Origin of the sequence: Lonepinella sp. BR2357 (genome assembly GCF_051851525.1) — a bacterium.
Taxonomy (GTDB): Bacteria; Pseudomonadota; Gammaproteobacteria; order Enterobacterales; family Pasteurellaceae; genus Lonepinella.
On record NZ_JBPDVG010000006.1, the window covers coordinates 109,162 to 125,156 of the forward strand.

Sequence of the window (15,995 nt, forward strand, 5' to 3'; positions counted from 1 at the left end):
TTACACCGCACTTTTTTGTTCAGTTGTGCTAGTCACCGACATATCGGTGATCGGGTATTTGAAATAATAAATTAACGAAATCAATAAGCGAGTTAAACTGGCTCCAATAAGGGCATAAGCCAAACCATATAATTGAAGATCACGTAATAAATAAAATAAAACCACAAACACCACAATAGCAATTAATTGTCGCACAAACAATAAAATCTGTTTGCCAAATAGCAACATATTTTGTGATAACACCCAAGATAGACCAGCAATAATCGCATTCACAATAAACCAAATTAACACCGGTGCGACTTCAATATATTTAGCACTGAAGAAAAACGCAATCACTGGCTTGGCTAACAACGGCACCAAAATTAATGCCCCAACGCTAATTAACGCAATCACGACTAACACGGATTTAATTCGATTTAATTTATTTAATAAGCCCGAATAATAATAATCCGCCAACATATTAATAAATTTGGTCATTAAACTATCAAAGGCAATACACACCGTGTAAAGACCTAACGTATAATGGCCAAGAAAATACACCACCAAAAATTTATCTAAACTGGCAGTGGTCGCCCCAAAGGTTTGTAATACATTTTGCTTAAACCAAGTGGTGAAGAAAAATTTGCGTTCAATGGAAACTACTCGATTACGTTGGGTGAAATCTTTATCAATTTGATATAAATAAATAAGACAAAAAATAGCCTGAATAGTGCTGTATAAGGTTAATAAATACAGGGCAATTTGGAGTGGTTGCTCCTGAAATAACAGATAAGTCACGCCATACACCAACACCAATAAAATCGGTTGTTGTAAGGTTAAACGACGATAAACGATCATCTTAGGATCAATTTTACTTTTTTCTAGCGTAATGGTTAACACGGCGGTTAATAGCACATTCAGCATAAATAAGCCGTAATAATCCGTCACATTAAAGAAAAATACGGCGATATTGGCGACCAATACAGCTAAGGCTAAAAATAACAGAAAATAACCTTTCCAATGTGTATATTGGTTATTCCGCATACTCAAAGCAAACGCAAAACCGACGCCCCCAGTGGCAAACGTAGTCACATAAGAAACCGAAGTCACAAACAACTGATGTAAACCGCGATCTTGTACCGATAATAGGCGAGCTAAGATAAAAGAGCTAACCAAGGTCAACCCCATACTGAATACCGTTACTGCAATGAGTTTAATAAAATGATTATTTTTCATAGAGCGTTGTGTAATCTATGTCTTTTGTCCATTGCTGATAATAACCTGAATTTTTACCATAGGAATTATCACACACTTGATTTGGAATACCCAATAAACAAGAAAAAATATGTCCATGTAATCGGCTGGTGATCACATTATCATAGCTTAAAAAAATCCTTTGACAGCGTTCGATCACGTTTAACGCATGTTGATACCATAGATCGTTAATTTTATTTTTCACAAACGCTAAATGAAATTTATTGGCGATTTTGGAAAAACGACTACACCATAATTCAAATTTCAAATCACTTGGTAATAAAATATCTTCCCAGTCTTTCACGTTATCTAAGTTAGTTAATTGAGCTTGAATTTCTGTTTCAATATGGCTTTTTTCAATATCTTTGCGTAAAAAATAGAGTGTTTTTTGCACCGCACTTTGGTGCAAACTGCGGTCTTTTTGTGGCAAGTTTCCGTAAAGCTGATGAGCCATATCAGGCGACAAATAACTATTCTTCGAAAAATGGCTTTGCATTAATTGAAAGGTTTTACTATCACGTGCAAATAAATGCAGATCAGAATGGGAGGAAAATAATTCTGCGGCTGCCAACATGGCTTTTTGATTGGAAAAATGAGCGGTTTGTGGCAATAAAATGATCCGATTATGCGGAAATTCTCGCACAATATCTTCTCGCATTTGTTGAATGAGCGGATACAAATCCCCAAAATTTCCACCGCCATGACACAAAATCGTGGTATTCGGTTGAATATATTTTTTGACTTCATGAATATCGAAAGCCTGCAATGAGCGTCTTAAACGAATATGAATATGATAATCTTTGAAAAATTGTTCCGTGCCAGCATAGATTAATAAATCCCCGACATTTAAATGTAACGGATAATCAAAATACAGCACGTCATTTTTATCTACGATTAAGCTGTTAATTTGTTGTAATTTTTGTTTTAAGGATTGTAAGATTTCATTCATTCGTCAATCAGATTCCACAGCGAAAAGTCAGTTCACAAACGCATATCATAGCATTTTTCACACTGTTTGACAGCGTTTTAATGTGGGGAATTTCCCTGTGGCTAGATCGGAGAAGATGCGGAGCATCGTTACTATGCTTAACCCTGCACGTGAGTGCAGGGCATTTATCCTCGACCACTTATCACTTCATTAATTCATTTTGCATACATTTTAATCGCAACTTGTGCAAAAAAAAAACAATGATAGAATGCGAGCGAATTCAGCGAATTTCAGGATAAAAGACACCATTCACTTTTAAAAGGATATCTATATGGATTTAAGCCCAATTTTGTATGCAGTTACTTTTGGAGTAGTTGCTTTAGGTTTTAATAAACTAATTAAAAAAAACAAAACACGAAAAGCTCTAGTTGAAAAAGCAAATGACCGATTAGGTGAATTAAAAAAGAAAACTCAAACGTTATATGATTTCTTAGGAACATCTATTGATTTGCTAGAGGATGTTGCTAGGAAGTTAAATGTAGATCCCGCCATTGTTGCTAATAATGAAAATTATACGAAAGATCTCGTTACTGATTTTTTACAAAAAACTCGTGAACCCATCAAAGGATTTGTTTTATATACCGCAGGGAAACTTTGGTGGAATATAAAAGCATATCAGTCTAATAATTTTATATATGATATTGAAAATAAATATATAAACGACGTTAGTAACAAAAAACTCCCAAATGAAATTATTCAAGCCAAAATAGAAGCACAATTTTTGGAAATGTTTAAATATGAAATTTGGAAATCAAGGGCGATTTTTGGTGAATATGCTCGAAAAGACAATTTAAACCTTATGAGAGTAAATAATATACAGGAAATCATTGATGCTCATAATAGGGTGTTGAATTGGTATAGGGAACTAGAAGCTCTGCGTAAAACAAATAAAGAAGAATTTAATACTAAAATTACAGATAATTACGAGAAGTATCAAACTCTCAAACTGGCATCACAAACGGCGTAGCCCAAATTGTTATAACTTAGTGTTGATGATTTGGGTGTTTTCCCTGATTATATTTACAAGGTATGTATTTTTAAATTAATTTTCAAATTTTTTTGTAAATAATTAAAAAAATATCTTCCATTTATTTTAATCTACGATAACATCCAAATTTAATAAATATTAAATAATCATAACAATAAATAATATTTGGAGAAAAGAAAAAAATGAAACTCATTAAATTAAGTTTAGCATTAATTGCATTATTATTTATACAATCAACTTTTGCAAAAACAAATTCAGATAATGAAAAATATGGTTGCCAAGCCAGCACTGCTTATCTTAAACAAACTTATTCTGATTTTTATTGCACACCTGATGGCACTAAGTTATTTACCTATGGTAAAGTTACTCAGGAAATGAAGAATATTAAAATCAGTTTTAGAAGTAAAACTTATACTTATAAGGATTTAATTCAGCCATTAGATTATAATAAATTAATTGGAATTAAGGAATTTACAAAAAAAATTGAAAATTTTAATTTTGCACTAGAAGATAATTTACATGCTATAAAAAATTATTCTCAACTTGAAGAACTACTGAAAGTTAGGGGTGATTACTTAGAACAAATTTTAAATAATAAATTCTATAACAATAGCATAATAAATGACTTAATTGACATAGATAAAAAAATAATCTCTTTATTTGATAGATTCAAAGTCAGCCAAGAAAATCAAAATTTATTTAAAACAGGTTCAGCAGAAAAACATAGAACCTTAGAAATTATGAATAATTATATTAAACTTACTCCATATGGGATATAACTAAAAAGGCAATAATTTATTATTGCCTTTTTCATATATCTAACCATTAAAACTTCCAGCATTTGTATTACTTGCATAATTTAGATCATTTTGTTCTTCTTCATCTTTATTATCTTTCTCATATTTTATATTAGATTGTGAATATGAAATATTTTCCTGTTTTTGTATTTCATTAGACACTTTTTTAGATTTATCAACATCTGCAACTAATAAAATTTTATTAACATCTTCAGTTATATGATAACTGACTTTAGCATTTTGTTCTTTATTATATTTTTCCAGTATTTGTTCTGGAGTGAAATGTGTTGCTTGCTGAAAGTTTTCCAAAATATCACTGTTTGTAGCAGTGACTTTAGTGCCTGTAATTAATGGTTCATATTTTCTATATGGATTTTTTTCTTCTTTTATAAGCAAATTTAATATATGCACATCTTGATCTGTTAAACTCTCTCCATTATTAATTCTCCTAAACATATCATAAACTTCAGTCCCTTTAATATTTTTATCAATATGCTGGGAAATTGCCACTGTCACATGATAGTAATTATTTCTTTCTTCAAGTGTTTTTTGATAATAATCTTCATCAAAAATGGTTTGATCTGGTTGAATTTTAGGATTGTTTTCCAAATCTTTTTCCATCATCTTATAGATTTGTTTTCCTGCCTCTCTATCAAACCACATTCCCTCAAGAGCATTAAGCATTAAATTCTTATCTTGTTTTTTCTGACACTCTGCAAAAATTTCTCTAAAAATAGGATTATTGAGAATATCTTTATTTTCTCCAGCCAAATACATGGTCACCTGAGCATGAAGAAGTTGACCCATTGGGGTATTATGCTCTATTCTCATCACTGTGCAAGTGAATATTCTTATATCTACATTATAATCTTTTGTAATTTTTCCCACTTTTTCAAATTCTTGAGAAAAAGCAGAAAAACTTTCATAAAGTGATTTATTGGTAATTCCTTTTATTTCTTGGTTAAATAAATTTTGGCTTTTCATTTCATTATAAGCCACTTCATCTTGTAACCTATCTAAAGAAACTAAATCCAGAAAAGAATAATTTTTTGCTTTGGTTAAATATTGTTTTTCTTCCTCAATAGATTGTGCTAATTTTTTTCTATTTTCATAGGTGTCTGGCTCAATTATTAAATTTCCAGTTTGATGATCATAGAAAGCATATATTCCTTTTTCAGCACTTCTTGCTATGGTTTGCAAAGTCATTTTCACTTGTTCTGTGGTAACTTCTCTGCCAGATAAATAACTTTGTCTTTTTCTGACTAATTCAACATATTCAGGATCATAAATTGAATGACTAAAATTTTGTAATGCTTTTGGATTAGACTGTAAACCCTTATTTAAAATATTAGCATTTTTTTGATCATTCACATAATAAGCTGTGACTTCTGCTTTTTCTGCTTTAGTCAATTTATCACTATTTTCACCAAATGTGTTAATGGCTAAATCCAGTTTATTTTTTTCAGAAAGTTGATTAAAATCTTCTTGTGTTTTAATATGATCCAATACATATTTCACCATTTCCAATCCTTTCAACATATTCAACTGTTGCAAATTAAATTGCTGACTGGCTTGATTTTCTTGCTTTTGTTTTTTATTTTCTTCTTTTCTTTCTGCTGTAACTTGCACATTATTTCCAGCCAATATTTGGTGAAGTTGTTTTAATTGGAGTTGGTGAGTTTCTGCTATTTTTTGAAAATTTGGATTGTCTTTTAACTTGGTTTCCATTTGGCTTAATAAATGTTTTTTCAGGTCAATAGACAAAGGCATATTGGCCACCACATTCATAACATTAAACACCTGTTCAAGATCAGTTTCATTGGATAATTTAGGGATTTGGGCAATAAATTGCTGAAGATTAAAATTCTGGCTCATAGGTTATTTTTTATCTTAGTTTTGCTGGATTATTGTTATTTTAGGATATTTTGTAAACAAATCCTAAAATCATCAACACTAAGTTATAACATATTGGGAAAAGGGTATACAATGATTGGAAAAGTTTAATTTTTTCCACCGCACTCCACTGTTCAAAGACAAAAACGGAACATCTACCCAAATTTATTATCGTAAAAACCTCATGTCGGGAACCCCTTTCACCCCACTTTTGTGATCTTGATTCCAAATTTGATATGCCATTGTGGCGTTTAAATTACTTTTCTTCTATATTCCGCCAAAACAACAGGAGAACCCAAATGAACCTCAAACCCACTCGCTACATAGATCTCACCACCGACTACGGTTTTAAACGTATTTTCGGCACGGAAGCCAACAAAGATTTACTTATTGCATTTCTCAACGAAATTTTCAAAGACCGCAAAGTGATTCAAGATTTAATCTACAACCAAAATGAACACCAAGGCGACAGCATTGAACAAGGTGCGGTGATTTTTGACCTCACTTGCACCGCGGAAAACGGTGAACAATTTATTATCGAAATGCAATGCAGTTCGCAAGTGAATTTAAAGAAACGTATGTTATACTATGGCAGTAAACTGATTGCCGACCAAGCCCCCAAAGGCGAACGGCGTTTTTGGAACTATAACATCAGCGAAGTCTATGTGATTGTGTTAATGGATGGCTTTCGCTTAACCCATCAAACCGAACAATATTTGCACGACATTGCATTATGTGATAGAAATACAGGAACGGTATTTTATGAAGATTTGGGGTTTACTTATATTGAATTATTGAACTTCAATAAAACAGAAACCGAATTAAACGGTGATTTGGACAAATGGCTGTTTGTATTAAGAAATATTTCCAAACTAGACAAACTCCCCGAATTCCTCAGCAAACCCGTATTTGAAAAAGTATTCAAAATCGCCGAATACGTCCAACTAAGCAAAGGAGAACGAGATATGTACAACGTCAGCTTAAAACGCAAATGGGATGAATATTCTTTGTTGGAATCTGCGAAAATTGAAGGATGGCAAAATGGTAAGTTAGAAGGGAAATTAGAAGGTAAATTAGAAGGACGATTAGAAGGCATTTACGAAACAGCTAAAAATATGCTGGCTTTCAATATGGATCCGCAAATAGTGGCGAAGATAGTGAATTTGCCAGTGGAAGAAATTAAAAGACTATCTTGATTTGAAAACGTTTTAGCCTAAATCAGCAGATTAAACCCTAAATACAAAAGGCGGACAAATATGTCCGCCTGTTGGAATTTTTAGGAATAATAACCGCAGTTTTAATTGGAAATTGATTATGTTTGAACTCACCAAATTGATTAGTGCGATAATTCTCCCCCCTGCCAATGTGATTTTGCTCGCCTTGTTGGCCTGTGTTTGTTGGTTATGCCATTGTAAAAAAATGGCGTTTTTCAGTGCATTTTTCGCCATTGGAATACTTTATACGGTTAGCTTAACCTATACCGCACAAAAACTCAGCGACAGCTTAGTGGTGGAAGATAATCTCAGCATTGAGAATTATCGCCAAGCCCAAGCCATTGTTGTATTAGGCGGTGGATTACGTGATAGCAAAGAATTGTATAATAGTTTAACCGTGCCGGGGCTTGTGTTGGAACGGATGCGATATGCCACCTATTTACACAAAGAAACCGAACTGCCAATTTTAGTCACTGGTGCCAGTCCAAATGGTAATTCAGAGGCCAAAGTCATGGCACAAGAGTTTTTTACTTTTTTTGGCGTGCAACCCAAATGGTTAGAAGAACGGGCATTAAATACTATTGAAAATGCTCAATATAGCCGTGAAATACTGGAACGGGAACATATATCTAAAATTATTTTAGTCACTAATCAATGGCATATGCAACGTGCTAAATTATTATTTGAAAAAGCAGGGTTTACCGTGTTACCGGCTAGCGTTGGCAATGGTATTACGCCAGACAGCTATGAAGTCAATTATATGCACTTTATCCCGCAAGCGGGGGCAATCAATGCTAATATGCAATTATTAAAAGAATGGTTAGGCTATTGGAAAGCGAGATTGTAATATGCAAATTAAATCAATTCATGTCCCCCAACGGCCGTTGGTCACCTTAAACAACATTAATGTGATGTTCAACCAAAAAGTGGCGTTGCAAAACATTAATTTACAGATTTACCCCAATTCGGTGATCACGATTGTCGGGCCAAACGGTGGGGGAAAATCCACGTTATTAAAGGTGTTACTGAAATTATTAACGCCGACCAGTGGTAATGTGGTGTATAGCAAGAGTTTACGTATTGGCTATGTGCCACAAAAAATCCATTTGGATCCGAGTTTGCCCATGACGGTAGAAAAATTTTTGTCCTTGAAAAAAGGTATCAGCAAGCATGAAGTACAACAAGCCTTGGCCTTGCTGTCCATTTCGCATTTAATTAAAAATAGTATGCAAAAGCTGTCTGGCGGTGAAATGCAGCGTGTGTTGATTGCTCGTGCGATTCTAAATAAACCTAATCTGTTAGTGCTAGATGAGCCGACCCAAGGTGTTGATATTAACGGCCAAGTCGAACTGTATCAGTTGATTAAACAAACTCGTGAAAAATTAAATTGTGCTATTCTCATGGTTTCTCATGATTTGCATATTGTGATGGCGGATACCAATGAAGTGTTATGCGTTAATCATCATATTTGTTGTGCTGGCACACCTGAAGTGGTGTCTAACGATCCCAAATTTATTCACTTTTTTGGTGATCAATTTGCTAAAAATATTGCCGTTTATACGCATCATCATAACCATCAACACAATATTCACGGTGATGTCTGTTGTCAGGATGAGCAGACTTGTGCAGAACATAAAAATTAAGGAATGCTATGTTTGAAATTATTTTCCCCGCTTGGCTAGCGGGTATTTTGTTGTCATTTATCACCGCACCTTTAGGGGCATTTGTGGTATGGCGGAAAATGGCCTATTTTGGTGATACACTTGCTCATTCTGCCCTGCTTGGTGTGGCATTAGGGATTTTCTTCCAAATTAACCCTTACATTGCCATTTTAATTCTGACCCTAATTTTGGCCATTGCCATGGTTTGGTTAGAACATAATACCCAATTTTCGGTGGATACGTTGCTCGGTATTATTGCACATAGTTGTCTTTCTCTCGGCGTAATTACTGTACAATTATTGCAAAATGTGCGTGTAGATTTAATGGGTTATTTGTTTGGTGATTTACTGGCGGTCAACTTTGATGATCTTATTTATATTAGCGTGGGTGTTGCGGTAGTATTAAGCCTGTTACTCTATTTTTGGCGACCACTGATTTCAATCACCGTTAGCCCCGAACTGGCTCAGGTTGAAGGGGTTAATGTGAAAAAAATGCGGTTTATTTTAATGATTTTAACCGCAATAACTATTGCGTTAAGCATGACCTTTGTTGGTGCATTGATTATTACATCATTATTGATTATTCCCGCCGCCACCGCCAGACGTTTTGCTCGTACCCCAGAAAGCATGGCGATCATTGCGGCGGTCATCAGTATGCTGGCCGTCAGTTTGGGGTTAACCCTTTCTGCATTATATAACACGGCATCAGGGCCGTCTGTCGTGATTGCCTCCAGTTTTCTGTTTTTATTATCGTTACTTAAAAAAGAACACAATTAAAACAAATAAATGTTAAAATGCGTTTATTGACAAAATAAGTTTAGGATTTATTAGGTAAATAATGTCAACCGAACAAGAAAAAAAACCTGCAACAGAACCAACGCCAACAAAACGTTCCTTTAGCCAACGGCATAAATGCGCCTTATTTTTGGCCAAAGCAACGTTAAGTTTAGGGGCATTGGTGGTATTCTATGGAGCCTATTTAGATTGGCAAATCCGCTCCAAAATGGACGGTCAAATTTGGCGTTTACCGGCCGAGGTCTATAGTCGTATTGAAAGTGTACGATTACAAGACAACCTGACCCTAAATGATGTCACGCAATTATTGCTCAACAATGATTATCGCCAAACCACCTTTGTGGCCGCCCCTGGAGATTTCAAAATTGAAAATGATACCATTGTGTTATTACGTCGGGCCTTTCCATTCCCTGATAAAATGGAGGCGCAACGGGTTTTCCGCTTACGTTTTAATGATGAAAAATTAACCGTGATTGAGGATCTGATTAATCGTACCACCATTGATGAATTTCGTTTAGCGCCGAAATTAGTTGCCATGTTGCAATCGGATAAAGAAGAACGTTTGGCAATTCCTTTACAAAATTACCCGCGCTTTTTGATTGATACCCTCATTTTAACCGAAGATCGCCGTTTTTACGAACATCAAGGTGTAAGTCCTATCGGTATCGCTCGAGCCATGATCACCAATATCAAAGCGGGACAAACTGTACAAGGCGGTAGCACCTTAACCCAACAGTTGGTGAAAAACCTTTTTCTCAGTAACGAACGTTCGATTACCCGTAAAATTAACGAAGCCTTAATGGCGATTATTTTAGATTTACGTTATGACAAAAATCGGATTTTAGAAACCTATTTGAATGAAATTTACCTCGGGCAAAATGGCGATACGCAAATTCATGGTTTTGAGTTAGCCAGTCATTTCTTTTTTGGTCACCCTGTGCGAGAAATCAGTTTAGATCAAATTGCGTTGTTAGTGGGTATGGTAAAAGGCCCGTCCTTGTATAACCCATGGCGCAACCCAACCTATGCCAAAGAACGCCGTAATGTGGTGTTGGGCTTAATGTTAGAACATAAAATGATCGACAAAGAATTGTTTGATCTGTTAAGCCAACGACCATTAGGGGTACAAGAAAAAGGATCTATTGCTCGCCCTTATCCGGCCTTTATCCAAACCTTACAAGCGGAATTGCGCCAAAATCTAGGGGAAAACAAGTCCGCCAGTTTATTGGGCGCCCGCATTTTCACCACCCTTGATATCAAACAACAAGCCTACGCCGAGCAAGCGGTGGTTGACGCCACTCGCAAATTACAATTACAAACCAAAAATCCAAATTTACAATCGGCCATGGTGGTTGCCGACTATAAACAAGGTGAAATCCGTGCCGTGGTGGGCGGTTTACAAACGGAATATGCCGGTTTTAACCGTGCCTTTATGGCTAAACGCCAAATTGGCTCGTTAGTCAAACCGTCGATTTATTTAACCGCACTTTCTGACCCAACTCAGTTCAGATTAAATACCCCGATTAATAACCAACCTATCACCATTCATATCAAAGGCAGCCAACCTTGGCAGCCGAAAAACTATGACCGCAAATATAGCGGCTCGGTGATGTTGGTAGATGCGTTAACCCGTTCTTTAAATATTCCAACGGTGAATATCGGCATGAAAGTTGGTTTAAGCAAAGTGATTGAAACCCAACAAGCCATGGGCTGGGATAAGGTCAGCATTCCGAAAGTGCCTGCCATGTTATTAGGTTCATACAGTATTTCGCCTTATGACGTCACCAAGTCTTATCAAGTGATCGCCAATAACGGCGGAAAAATTCCGTTAAGCACCATTAGCGCCATTACCGACCGTCAAGGTGAAGTGATTTATCAACATCAAACCGAACCTGAGCAAGTAGTACCCGAACAAAGCACCATGCAAACCCTGTACGCAATGCAACAAGTGGTTGAACGAGGAACGGCACGTAGTTTACAAAATGATTTCGCCAATTTACATTTGGCCGGTAAAACAGGGACCACCAATGACGCTCGAGATACGTGGTATGTGGGTATTGACGGCGAAAATGTGACCACCATTTGGCTCGGCCGTGATGACAATGGCGAAACGGGATTAACCGGCGCCAGTGGTGCCTTAGAAATTTATAAAAACTACTTACACCGTGCAGAAGTCAGTCCTTTGAAATTAAAGAAAATAGATGATATTCAATGGGTTGGCATTAACAGTTACGGCAGTTGGAACTGTTACAGCCCTGTGCGTAATATCCCTGTTTGGGCGGATAAGGGACAAAATTTCTGTGCATCTTCAGTAAAACCCGCCGATCTTCCTCCTCGTGAAGCACCTGCGCCCGTTGAGGATGCAAAACCAGCGGGATAATCCAGTTGGCATAAAGAGCATAAAAAGTGCGTTGCACAAAATGCCGACAGGAATGTTGAACGTTGCTTGTAACGGGAAAAAAACCGAACCATCCTAAAAAGGATTGTGAGTAATCTTATAACATTTTTATGCGCTTTAGTCGCTATCCTAGAAATAATAAATCGTCTTTTTTGTTGCTATATCAAACCATTATCCCTATAATCTTGCCACTTAATTAATTTTATCCTGTTTATTATGTTTAATTTAACCTCATTAATCACATTCAAAAAAATGTTTCCCATTGAGAAACGCCGCTTAAAACTCTTGAGAGAATATATCCGCTATCAAATGCGCTTGGTGATCTATAGAAAACAGCTCCAATCTTTATCAGACTACTTAGAGAGCCATCCTCTATGGCAGCCCATTTTCCAAAAGGATGTATATCGAATTAATACCTTATTAAATAAATTTTGTGATAAGCGCTTTAATGGCACTGCACGCTTAAACGCCATTATGCAAAATTTCACCTTAGCCGAGCAGTTTTTGCCCGCGGATAAAATACCTTTATTGCTAGAAAAAGAAAATCTATTGTTGGCCAAATTAACGGATGAATTAGATTTATATTTCAATCTCAATCGGGTCGATCCATTAGAGGGATTTTTCTCTATTAACATTGTTGATCAACAAAAAAATCGGATTTACGACGCCTCATTTACCTTTTTATCGCCCAACACATTATTAATCGCCTCAATTCAAGGCCCTAATTATGAACAAGCGCAATTAGCGGTACGCAATGCCACAAAAGCCTTACATGGTGTACGCCCTATGTTTATGTTGGTGAATGTGTTTAAAATCGTCGCCCAACAATTAGGCTGTGAATTAAAGGGCATTCCACATAAATATGAGGCCAAATACCGTTGGAATGATTCTAAATATATGCAATTTAATTATGATGAATTTTGGCAAGAAAATCAGGCACAATATCAAAATCACTATTGGCAATTACCTGTTCAAATTGAACGCAAACCATTAGAAGATATTGCCAGTAAAAAACGCTCTATGTATCGCAAACGTTATGAGATGTTTGATGGGTTAGCACAGCAAATAAAAGACTTTTTACTGAAATAATATTTTGTTAAAAAAGTGCGGTGTTTTTTGATGAAATTTCTTCGCAAAAAACACCGCACTTTTTCGTTATACATTTATTGGATTGCGTTTAACACCAAATTAAATCGCCCAACCGCACGCATAAAATGCCACTAAAGCCAAGCTGATTAATACCGTGCCGACATTCAATTTTTTGAATTCACCAGACACTACACGTCCAATCACTAAAGCGGCAAAACCGAGCATAATCCCTGTCACGATATTGGCAGTTAACACAATAAAGACCGCACAAATTAAGCCGCTCATGGCGCCGACAAAATCGTTAAAGTCTAATTTACTCACATTGCTTAACATTAATAATCCCACGTACATTAACGCTGGTGCCGTGGCATAACTTGGCACTAAAAAGGCTAAAGGTTGGAAAAATAACATAAACAAGAATAAAACGCCAACCACAATGGCAGTGATGCCGGTTTTCCCGCCTGCGGCCGTGCCGGCAGCGGATTCAATGTAAACAGCGGCTGGAGCTGTACCGAACAAACCTGAAAATAAGCTACTCACGGAATCGGAGGTTAAGGCTTTACCGCCGTTAATAATTTGACCATCTTTATCAAGCAAATTACCTTGTCCCGCTACCGCACGAATGGTACCCGTCGCATCAAAAACGGCGGTCATCACTAAAGCAAACACCACAGGTAAAATCGCAGGTTGTAAAGCGCCCATAATGTCTAATTGCAAAAATAAAGACTGTTCACCAAAACTTGGCATTTTAAATACGTCACCAGAGAAGTTCACATTCGGATCGAAAATTAAGCCGATAATCGTAATCGCAATGATCACCCATAAAATCGCCCCTTTTACTTTCATTTTTTCTAATCCGATAATCAACGCTAAACCGATTAATGACATCAACACGGGGAAAGAAGTAAATTCACCGAATTTTACCAAGGTGCCATTTGGGTTTGATACCACAATACCGACCCCACTGGTGGCGATCAATAACAAGAATAAACCGATACCAATACCCGCACCATGAGCAATACTGGATGGCAAATTACGTAAAATCCAAGAACGAATACCGGTTGCGGAAATTAAGGTAAACACTGCCCCCATTAAGAACACTGCGCCTAACGCAACGGGAATACTCACTTGTTGACCGATCACCAAACTAAAGGCGGTAAAAGCGGTTAATGAAATGGCACAACCAATCGCCATTGGCGCATTGGCCCATAAACCGATTAAAATGGAGCCAAGCCCCGACACTAAACAGGTGGCAATAAACACGCTTTCCGCAGGAAAACCTGCTTGGCTTAACATGTTTGGCACCACGATAACCGAGTACACCATGGCTAAAAAGGTGGTTAAGCCTGCCGTAATTTCTTGACGAAGATTAGATCCCCGAGCAGAAAGCTCGAATGTTTTTTCTAGAGACATAAAAATTCCTAAATGAATTGAATAAAAAAGAAACATATTCTACCTGAAAACAAAAAATAGTAAACGTTTGCGTCAAGGATTTTCAGCTAAAAGAAAGTGGTCATACCCGACAAAAACAGAGCGTTTTTCGCCGACTTTTAAATATTTTGCAAAAATCCACCGCACTTTTTTGTTATTTTCTAGCCATAAAACGTCAATTTTTCAAAACAGCGTAAATTTATAATTACAAAAATAAATATTATCGTATAGAATAGCAATCTGGTTTATTTGATGTATTTTTTTAATCTAAGGAAAGCAGTATGAAAAATAAAACGCTTGGTAGCGCATTAATTGTGGCAGGCACCACCATTGGTGCCGGTATGGTGTCCATGCCATTAACCTCTGCCGGTATGGGATTTGGTTACACCGTGGCTTTATTAGTGATGTTATGGGTGCTACTCTGTTATAGCGCATTGTTATTTGTTGAAGTCTATCAAAAAGCGGAACGCCAAGATGCCGGCATTGCTACCTTGGCCGAGCAATATTTTGGCATGACTGGCCGTGTTTTAGCCACCTTGGCTCTGGTCATTTTTATGTACGCCATTCTCACCGTGTATGTGTTAATGAGCAGTAATTTAATTTCTACCGTATTACCCGAACTGAAAGAATACGGCACAGCGATTTCCGTGATTTTCACCGTCTTTTTTGCCATCTTTATTATTGCCGGCACGGGACACGTGGATATTGCCACTCGCTTGTTATTTATTGCCAAACTCGCTGCCTTTGTGGTGTTGTTATTCTTGATGTTGCCCAAAGTGAGCATGGATAATTTAATGGCGGTGCCGTTAGATAAAGCCTTGTTAATTTCTGCTAGTCCGTTTTTCTTTACCTCTTTCGGTTTCCATGTGGTGATCCCAAGTATTAATAAATATTTAGAGGGCAATGTCGCACGCTTAAGAACCTCTATTATTATCGGGACGGGATTACCTTTAGCCCTGTATATTGTTTGGCAGATGTCGACGCATGGTGTGTTAACCCAATCTGAATTTGTCCAAATTTTAAATCAAGATCCGACATTAGGCGGATTAGTCAACGCCGTCACCCATATTACGGGCAGTCCATTGATCGGTTGGTCAGTGCGTTTATTCTCGTTATTTGCCTTGATCACCTCTTTCTTAGGCGTGGCCTTGGCGTTATTTGATTGCTTAGATGACCTACTTAAACGCATTAATATTAAGGCTGGACGTGCGTCATTAGGTTTATTAACGTTCATTCCTACCCTATTCTTTGCGTTATTCTATAATGATTTCTTATCCGTATTAGCCTTTGCGGGACAAATGTTTACATTCTATGGTTTAGTCTTACCCGTGGGCATGGTATGGCGTGCCAGAAAACGTTATCCTGAGATGCCTTATCGTGTGATTGGCGGTAACATTTCTTTACTGATTGCCTTATTACTCGGCTTATTGATTATGAATGTGCCGTTCTTAATTCAAGCAGGTTATTTACCCAACGTGATTGGTTAATCTGCCAAAGATGAAAAAGGGA

The 15,995-nt window shown here is 36.6% G+C and carries 13 protein-coding genes; 9 read left to right on the top strand and 4 right to left on the bottom strand.

The genetic code is table 11. The annotated features are described in order from the left end of the window. Complete coding sequence (locus ACTG7L_RS05410; protein ID WP_439327732.1) at positions 1 to 1,215, bottom strand: lipopolysaccharide biosynthesis protein; 1,215 nt, start codon at positions 1,213 to 1,215, stop codon at positions 1 to 3. Next, on the bottom strand, positions 1,205 to 2,182 hold the full coding sequence (locus ACTG7L_RS05415; protein WP_439327733.1) for a polysaccharide pyruvyl transferase family protein: 978 nt from the start codon (positions 2,180 to 2,182) through the stop codon (positions 1,205 to 1,207). The genes ACTG7L_RS05410 and ACTG7L_RS05415 overlap by 11 nt, the downstream gene beginning before the upstream one ends. Before the next feature lie 310 nt (positions 2,183 to 2,492). Here ACTG7L_RS05415 and ACTG7L_RS05420 point away from each other — a divergent pair, with 310 nt between their 5' ends. Together ACTG7L_RS05420 and ACTG7L_RS05425 are read left to right on the top strand one after the other, a co-directional pair. After that, on the top strand, positions 2,493 to 3,188 hold the full coding sequence (locus tag ACTG7L_RS05420) for a hypothetical protein (RefSeq protein ID WP_439327734.1): 696 nt from the start codon (positions 2,493 to 2,495) through the stop codon (positions 3,186 to 3,188). 203 nt (positions 3,189 to 3,391) lie between these two features. Beyond that, complete coding sequence (locus ACTG7L_RS05425) at positions 3,392 to 3,988, top strand: hypothetical protein (protein WP_439327735.1); 597 nt, start codon at positions 3,392 to 3,394, stop codon at positions 3,986 to 3,988. 39 nt (positions 3,989 to 4,027) lie between these two features. On the opposite strand, the gene ACTG7L_RS05430 is transcribed toward ACTG7L_RS05425, so the two are convergent. Continuing rightward, the gene (locus tag ACTG7L_RS05430) at positions 4,028 to 5,881 is read right to left on the bottom strand and encodes a hypothetical protein (RefSeq protein WP_439327736.1); all 1,854 of its coding nucleotides are present in this window, start codon (positions 5,879 to 5,881) and stop codon (positions 4,028 to 4,030) included. 317 nt (positions 5,882 to 6,198) lie between these two features. Between ACTG7L_RS05430 and ACTG7L_RS05435 the strand changes: the two genes are divergently transcribed. From ACTG7L_RS05435 to ACTG7L_RS05460, 6 genes are all read left to right on the top strand, one after another. After that, complete coding sequence (locus tag ACTG7L_RS05435) at positions 6,199 to 7,095, top strand: Rpn family recombination-promoting nuclease/putative transposase (RefSeq protein ID WP_439327737.1); 897 nt, start codon at positions 6,199 to 6,201, stop codon at positions 7,093 to 7,095. A 118-nt stretch (positions 7,096 to 7,213) separates the two neighbouring features. Next, positions 7,214 to 7,960 (top strand): YdcF family protein, encoded by a 747-nt coding sequence (locus ACTG7L_RS05440; RefSeq protein WP_439327738.1) that lies wholly within the window; start codon positions 7,214 to 7,216, stop codon positions 7,958 to 7,960. A 1-nt stretch (position 7,961) separates the two neighbouring features. After that, positions 7,962 to 8,756, top strand: a complete 795-nt coding sequence (gene znuC / locus ACTG7L_RS05445; protein ID WP_439327739.1) for a zinc ABC transporter ATP-binding protein ZnuC — start codon at positions 7,962 to 7,964, stop codon at positions 8,754 to 8,756. An 8-nt stretch (positions 8,757 to 8,764) separates the two neighbouring features. Further along, a complete protein-coding gene (gene znuB, locus ACTG7L_RS05450) occupies positions 8,765 to 9,550 on the top strand; it encodes a zinc ABC transporter permease subunit ZnuB (protein WP_439327740.1) in 786 nt (261 codons plus the stop codon). Positions 9,551 to 9,611: 61 nt separating this feature from the next. Further along, entirely contained in the window at positions 9,612 to 11,948 is a 2,337-nt protein-coding gene (gene mrcB / locus ACTG7L_RS05455) for a penicillin-binding protein 1B (protein WP_439327741.1), read from the top strand. A gap of 234 nt (positions 11,949 to 12,182) precedes the next feature. Next, complete coding sequence (locus ACTG7L_RS05460; protein WP_439327742.1) at positions 12,183 to 13,055, top strand: VirK/YbjX family protein; 873 nt, start codon at positions 12,183 to 12,185, stop codon at positions 13,053 to 13,055. Between the two features lie 99 nt (positions 13,056 to 13,154). On the opposite strand, the gene ACTG7L_RS05465 is transcribed toward ACTG7L_RS05460, so the two are convergent. Continuing rightward, entirely contained in the window at positions 13,155 to 14,468 is a 1,314-nt protein-coding gene (locus ACTG7L_RS05465) for an NCS2 family permease (RefSeq protein WP_439327743.1), read from the bottom strand. A 299-nt stretch (positions 14,469 to 14,767) separates the two neighbouring features. On the opposite strand from ACTG7L_RS05465, the gene ACTG7L_RS05470 reads away from it, so the two are divergent. After that, complete coding sequence (locus ACTG7L_RS05470) at positions 14,768 to 15,973, top strand: aromatic amino acid transport family protein (protein WP_439257812.1); 1,206 nt, start codon at positions 14,768 to 14,770, stop codon at positions 15,971 to 15,973. The last annotated feature ends 22 nt before the right edge of the window (positions 15,974 to 15,995 follow it).

What these genes read in the sequence shown, in the direction of transcription:
- ACTG7L_RS05410 (WP_439327732.1), bottom strand. Translation starts at nt 1,215, where the DNA reads ATGAAAAATAATCATTTTATTAAACTCATTGCAGTAACGGTATTCAGT.
- ACTG7L_RS05415 (WP_439327733.1), bottom strand. Translation starts at nt 2,182, where the DNA reads ATGAATGAAATCTTACAATCCTTAAAACAAAAATTACAACAAATTAAC.
- ACTG7L_RS05420 (WP_439327734.1), top strand. Translation starts at nt 2,493, where the DNA reads ATGGATTTAAGCCCAATTTTGTATGCAGTTACTTTTGGAGTAGTTGCT.
- ACTG7L_RS05425 (WP_439327735.1), top strand. Translation starts at nt 3,392, where the DNA reads ATGAAACTCATTAAATTAAGTTTAGCATTAATTGCATTATTATTTATA.
- ACTG7L_RS05430 (WP_439327736.1), bottom strand. Translation starts at nt 5,881, where the DNA reads ATGAGCCAGAATTTTAATCTTCAGCAATTTATTGCCCAAATCCCTAAA.
- ACTG7L_RS05435 (WP_439327737.1), top strand. Translation starts at nt 6,199, where the DNA reads ATGAACCTCAAACCCACTCGCTACATAGATCTCACCACCGACTACGGT.
- ACTG7L_RS05440 (WP_439327738.1), top strand. Translation starts at nt 7,214, where the DNA reads ATGTTTGAACTCACCAAATTGATTAGTGCGATAATTCTCCCCCCTGCC.
- znuC (WP_439327739.1), top strand. Translation starts at nt 7,962, where the DNA reads ATGCAAATTAAATCAATTCATGTCCCCCAACGGCCGTTGGTCACCTTA.
- znuB (WP_439327740.1), top strand. Translation starts at nt 8,765, where the DNA reads ATGTTTGAAATTATTTTCCCCGCTTGGCTAGCGGGTATTTTGTTGTCA.
- mrcB (WP_439327741.1), top strand. Translation starts at nt 9,612, where the DNA reads ATGTCAACCGAACAAGAAAAAAAACCTGCAACAGAACCAACGCCAACA.
- ACTG7L_RS05460 (WP_439327742.1), top strand. Translation starts at nt 12,183, where the DNA reads ATGTTTAATTTAACCTCATTAATCACATTCAAAAAAATGTTTCCCATT.
- ACTG7L_RS05465 (WP_439327743.1), bottom strand. Translation starts at nt 14,468, where the DNA reads ATGTCTCTAGAAAAAACATTCGAGCTTTCTGCTCGGGGATCTAATCTT.
- ACTG7L_RS05470 (WP_439257812.1), top strand. Translation starts at nt 14,768, where the DNA reads ATGAAAAATAAAACGCTTGGTAGCGCATTAATTGTGGCAGGCACCACC.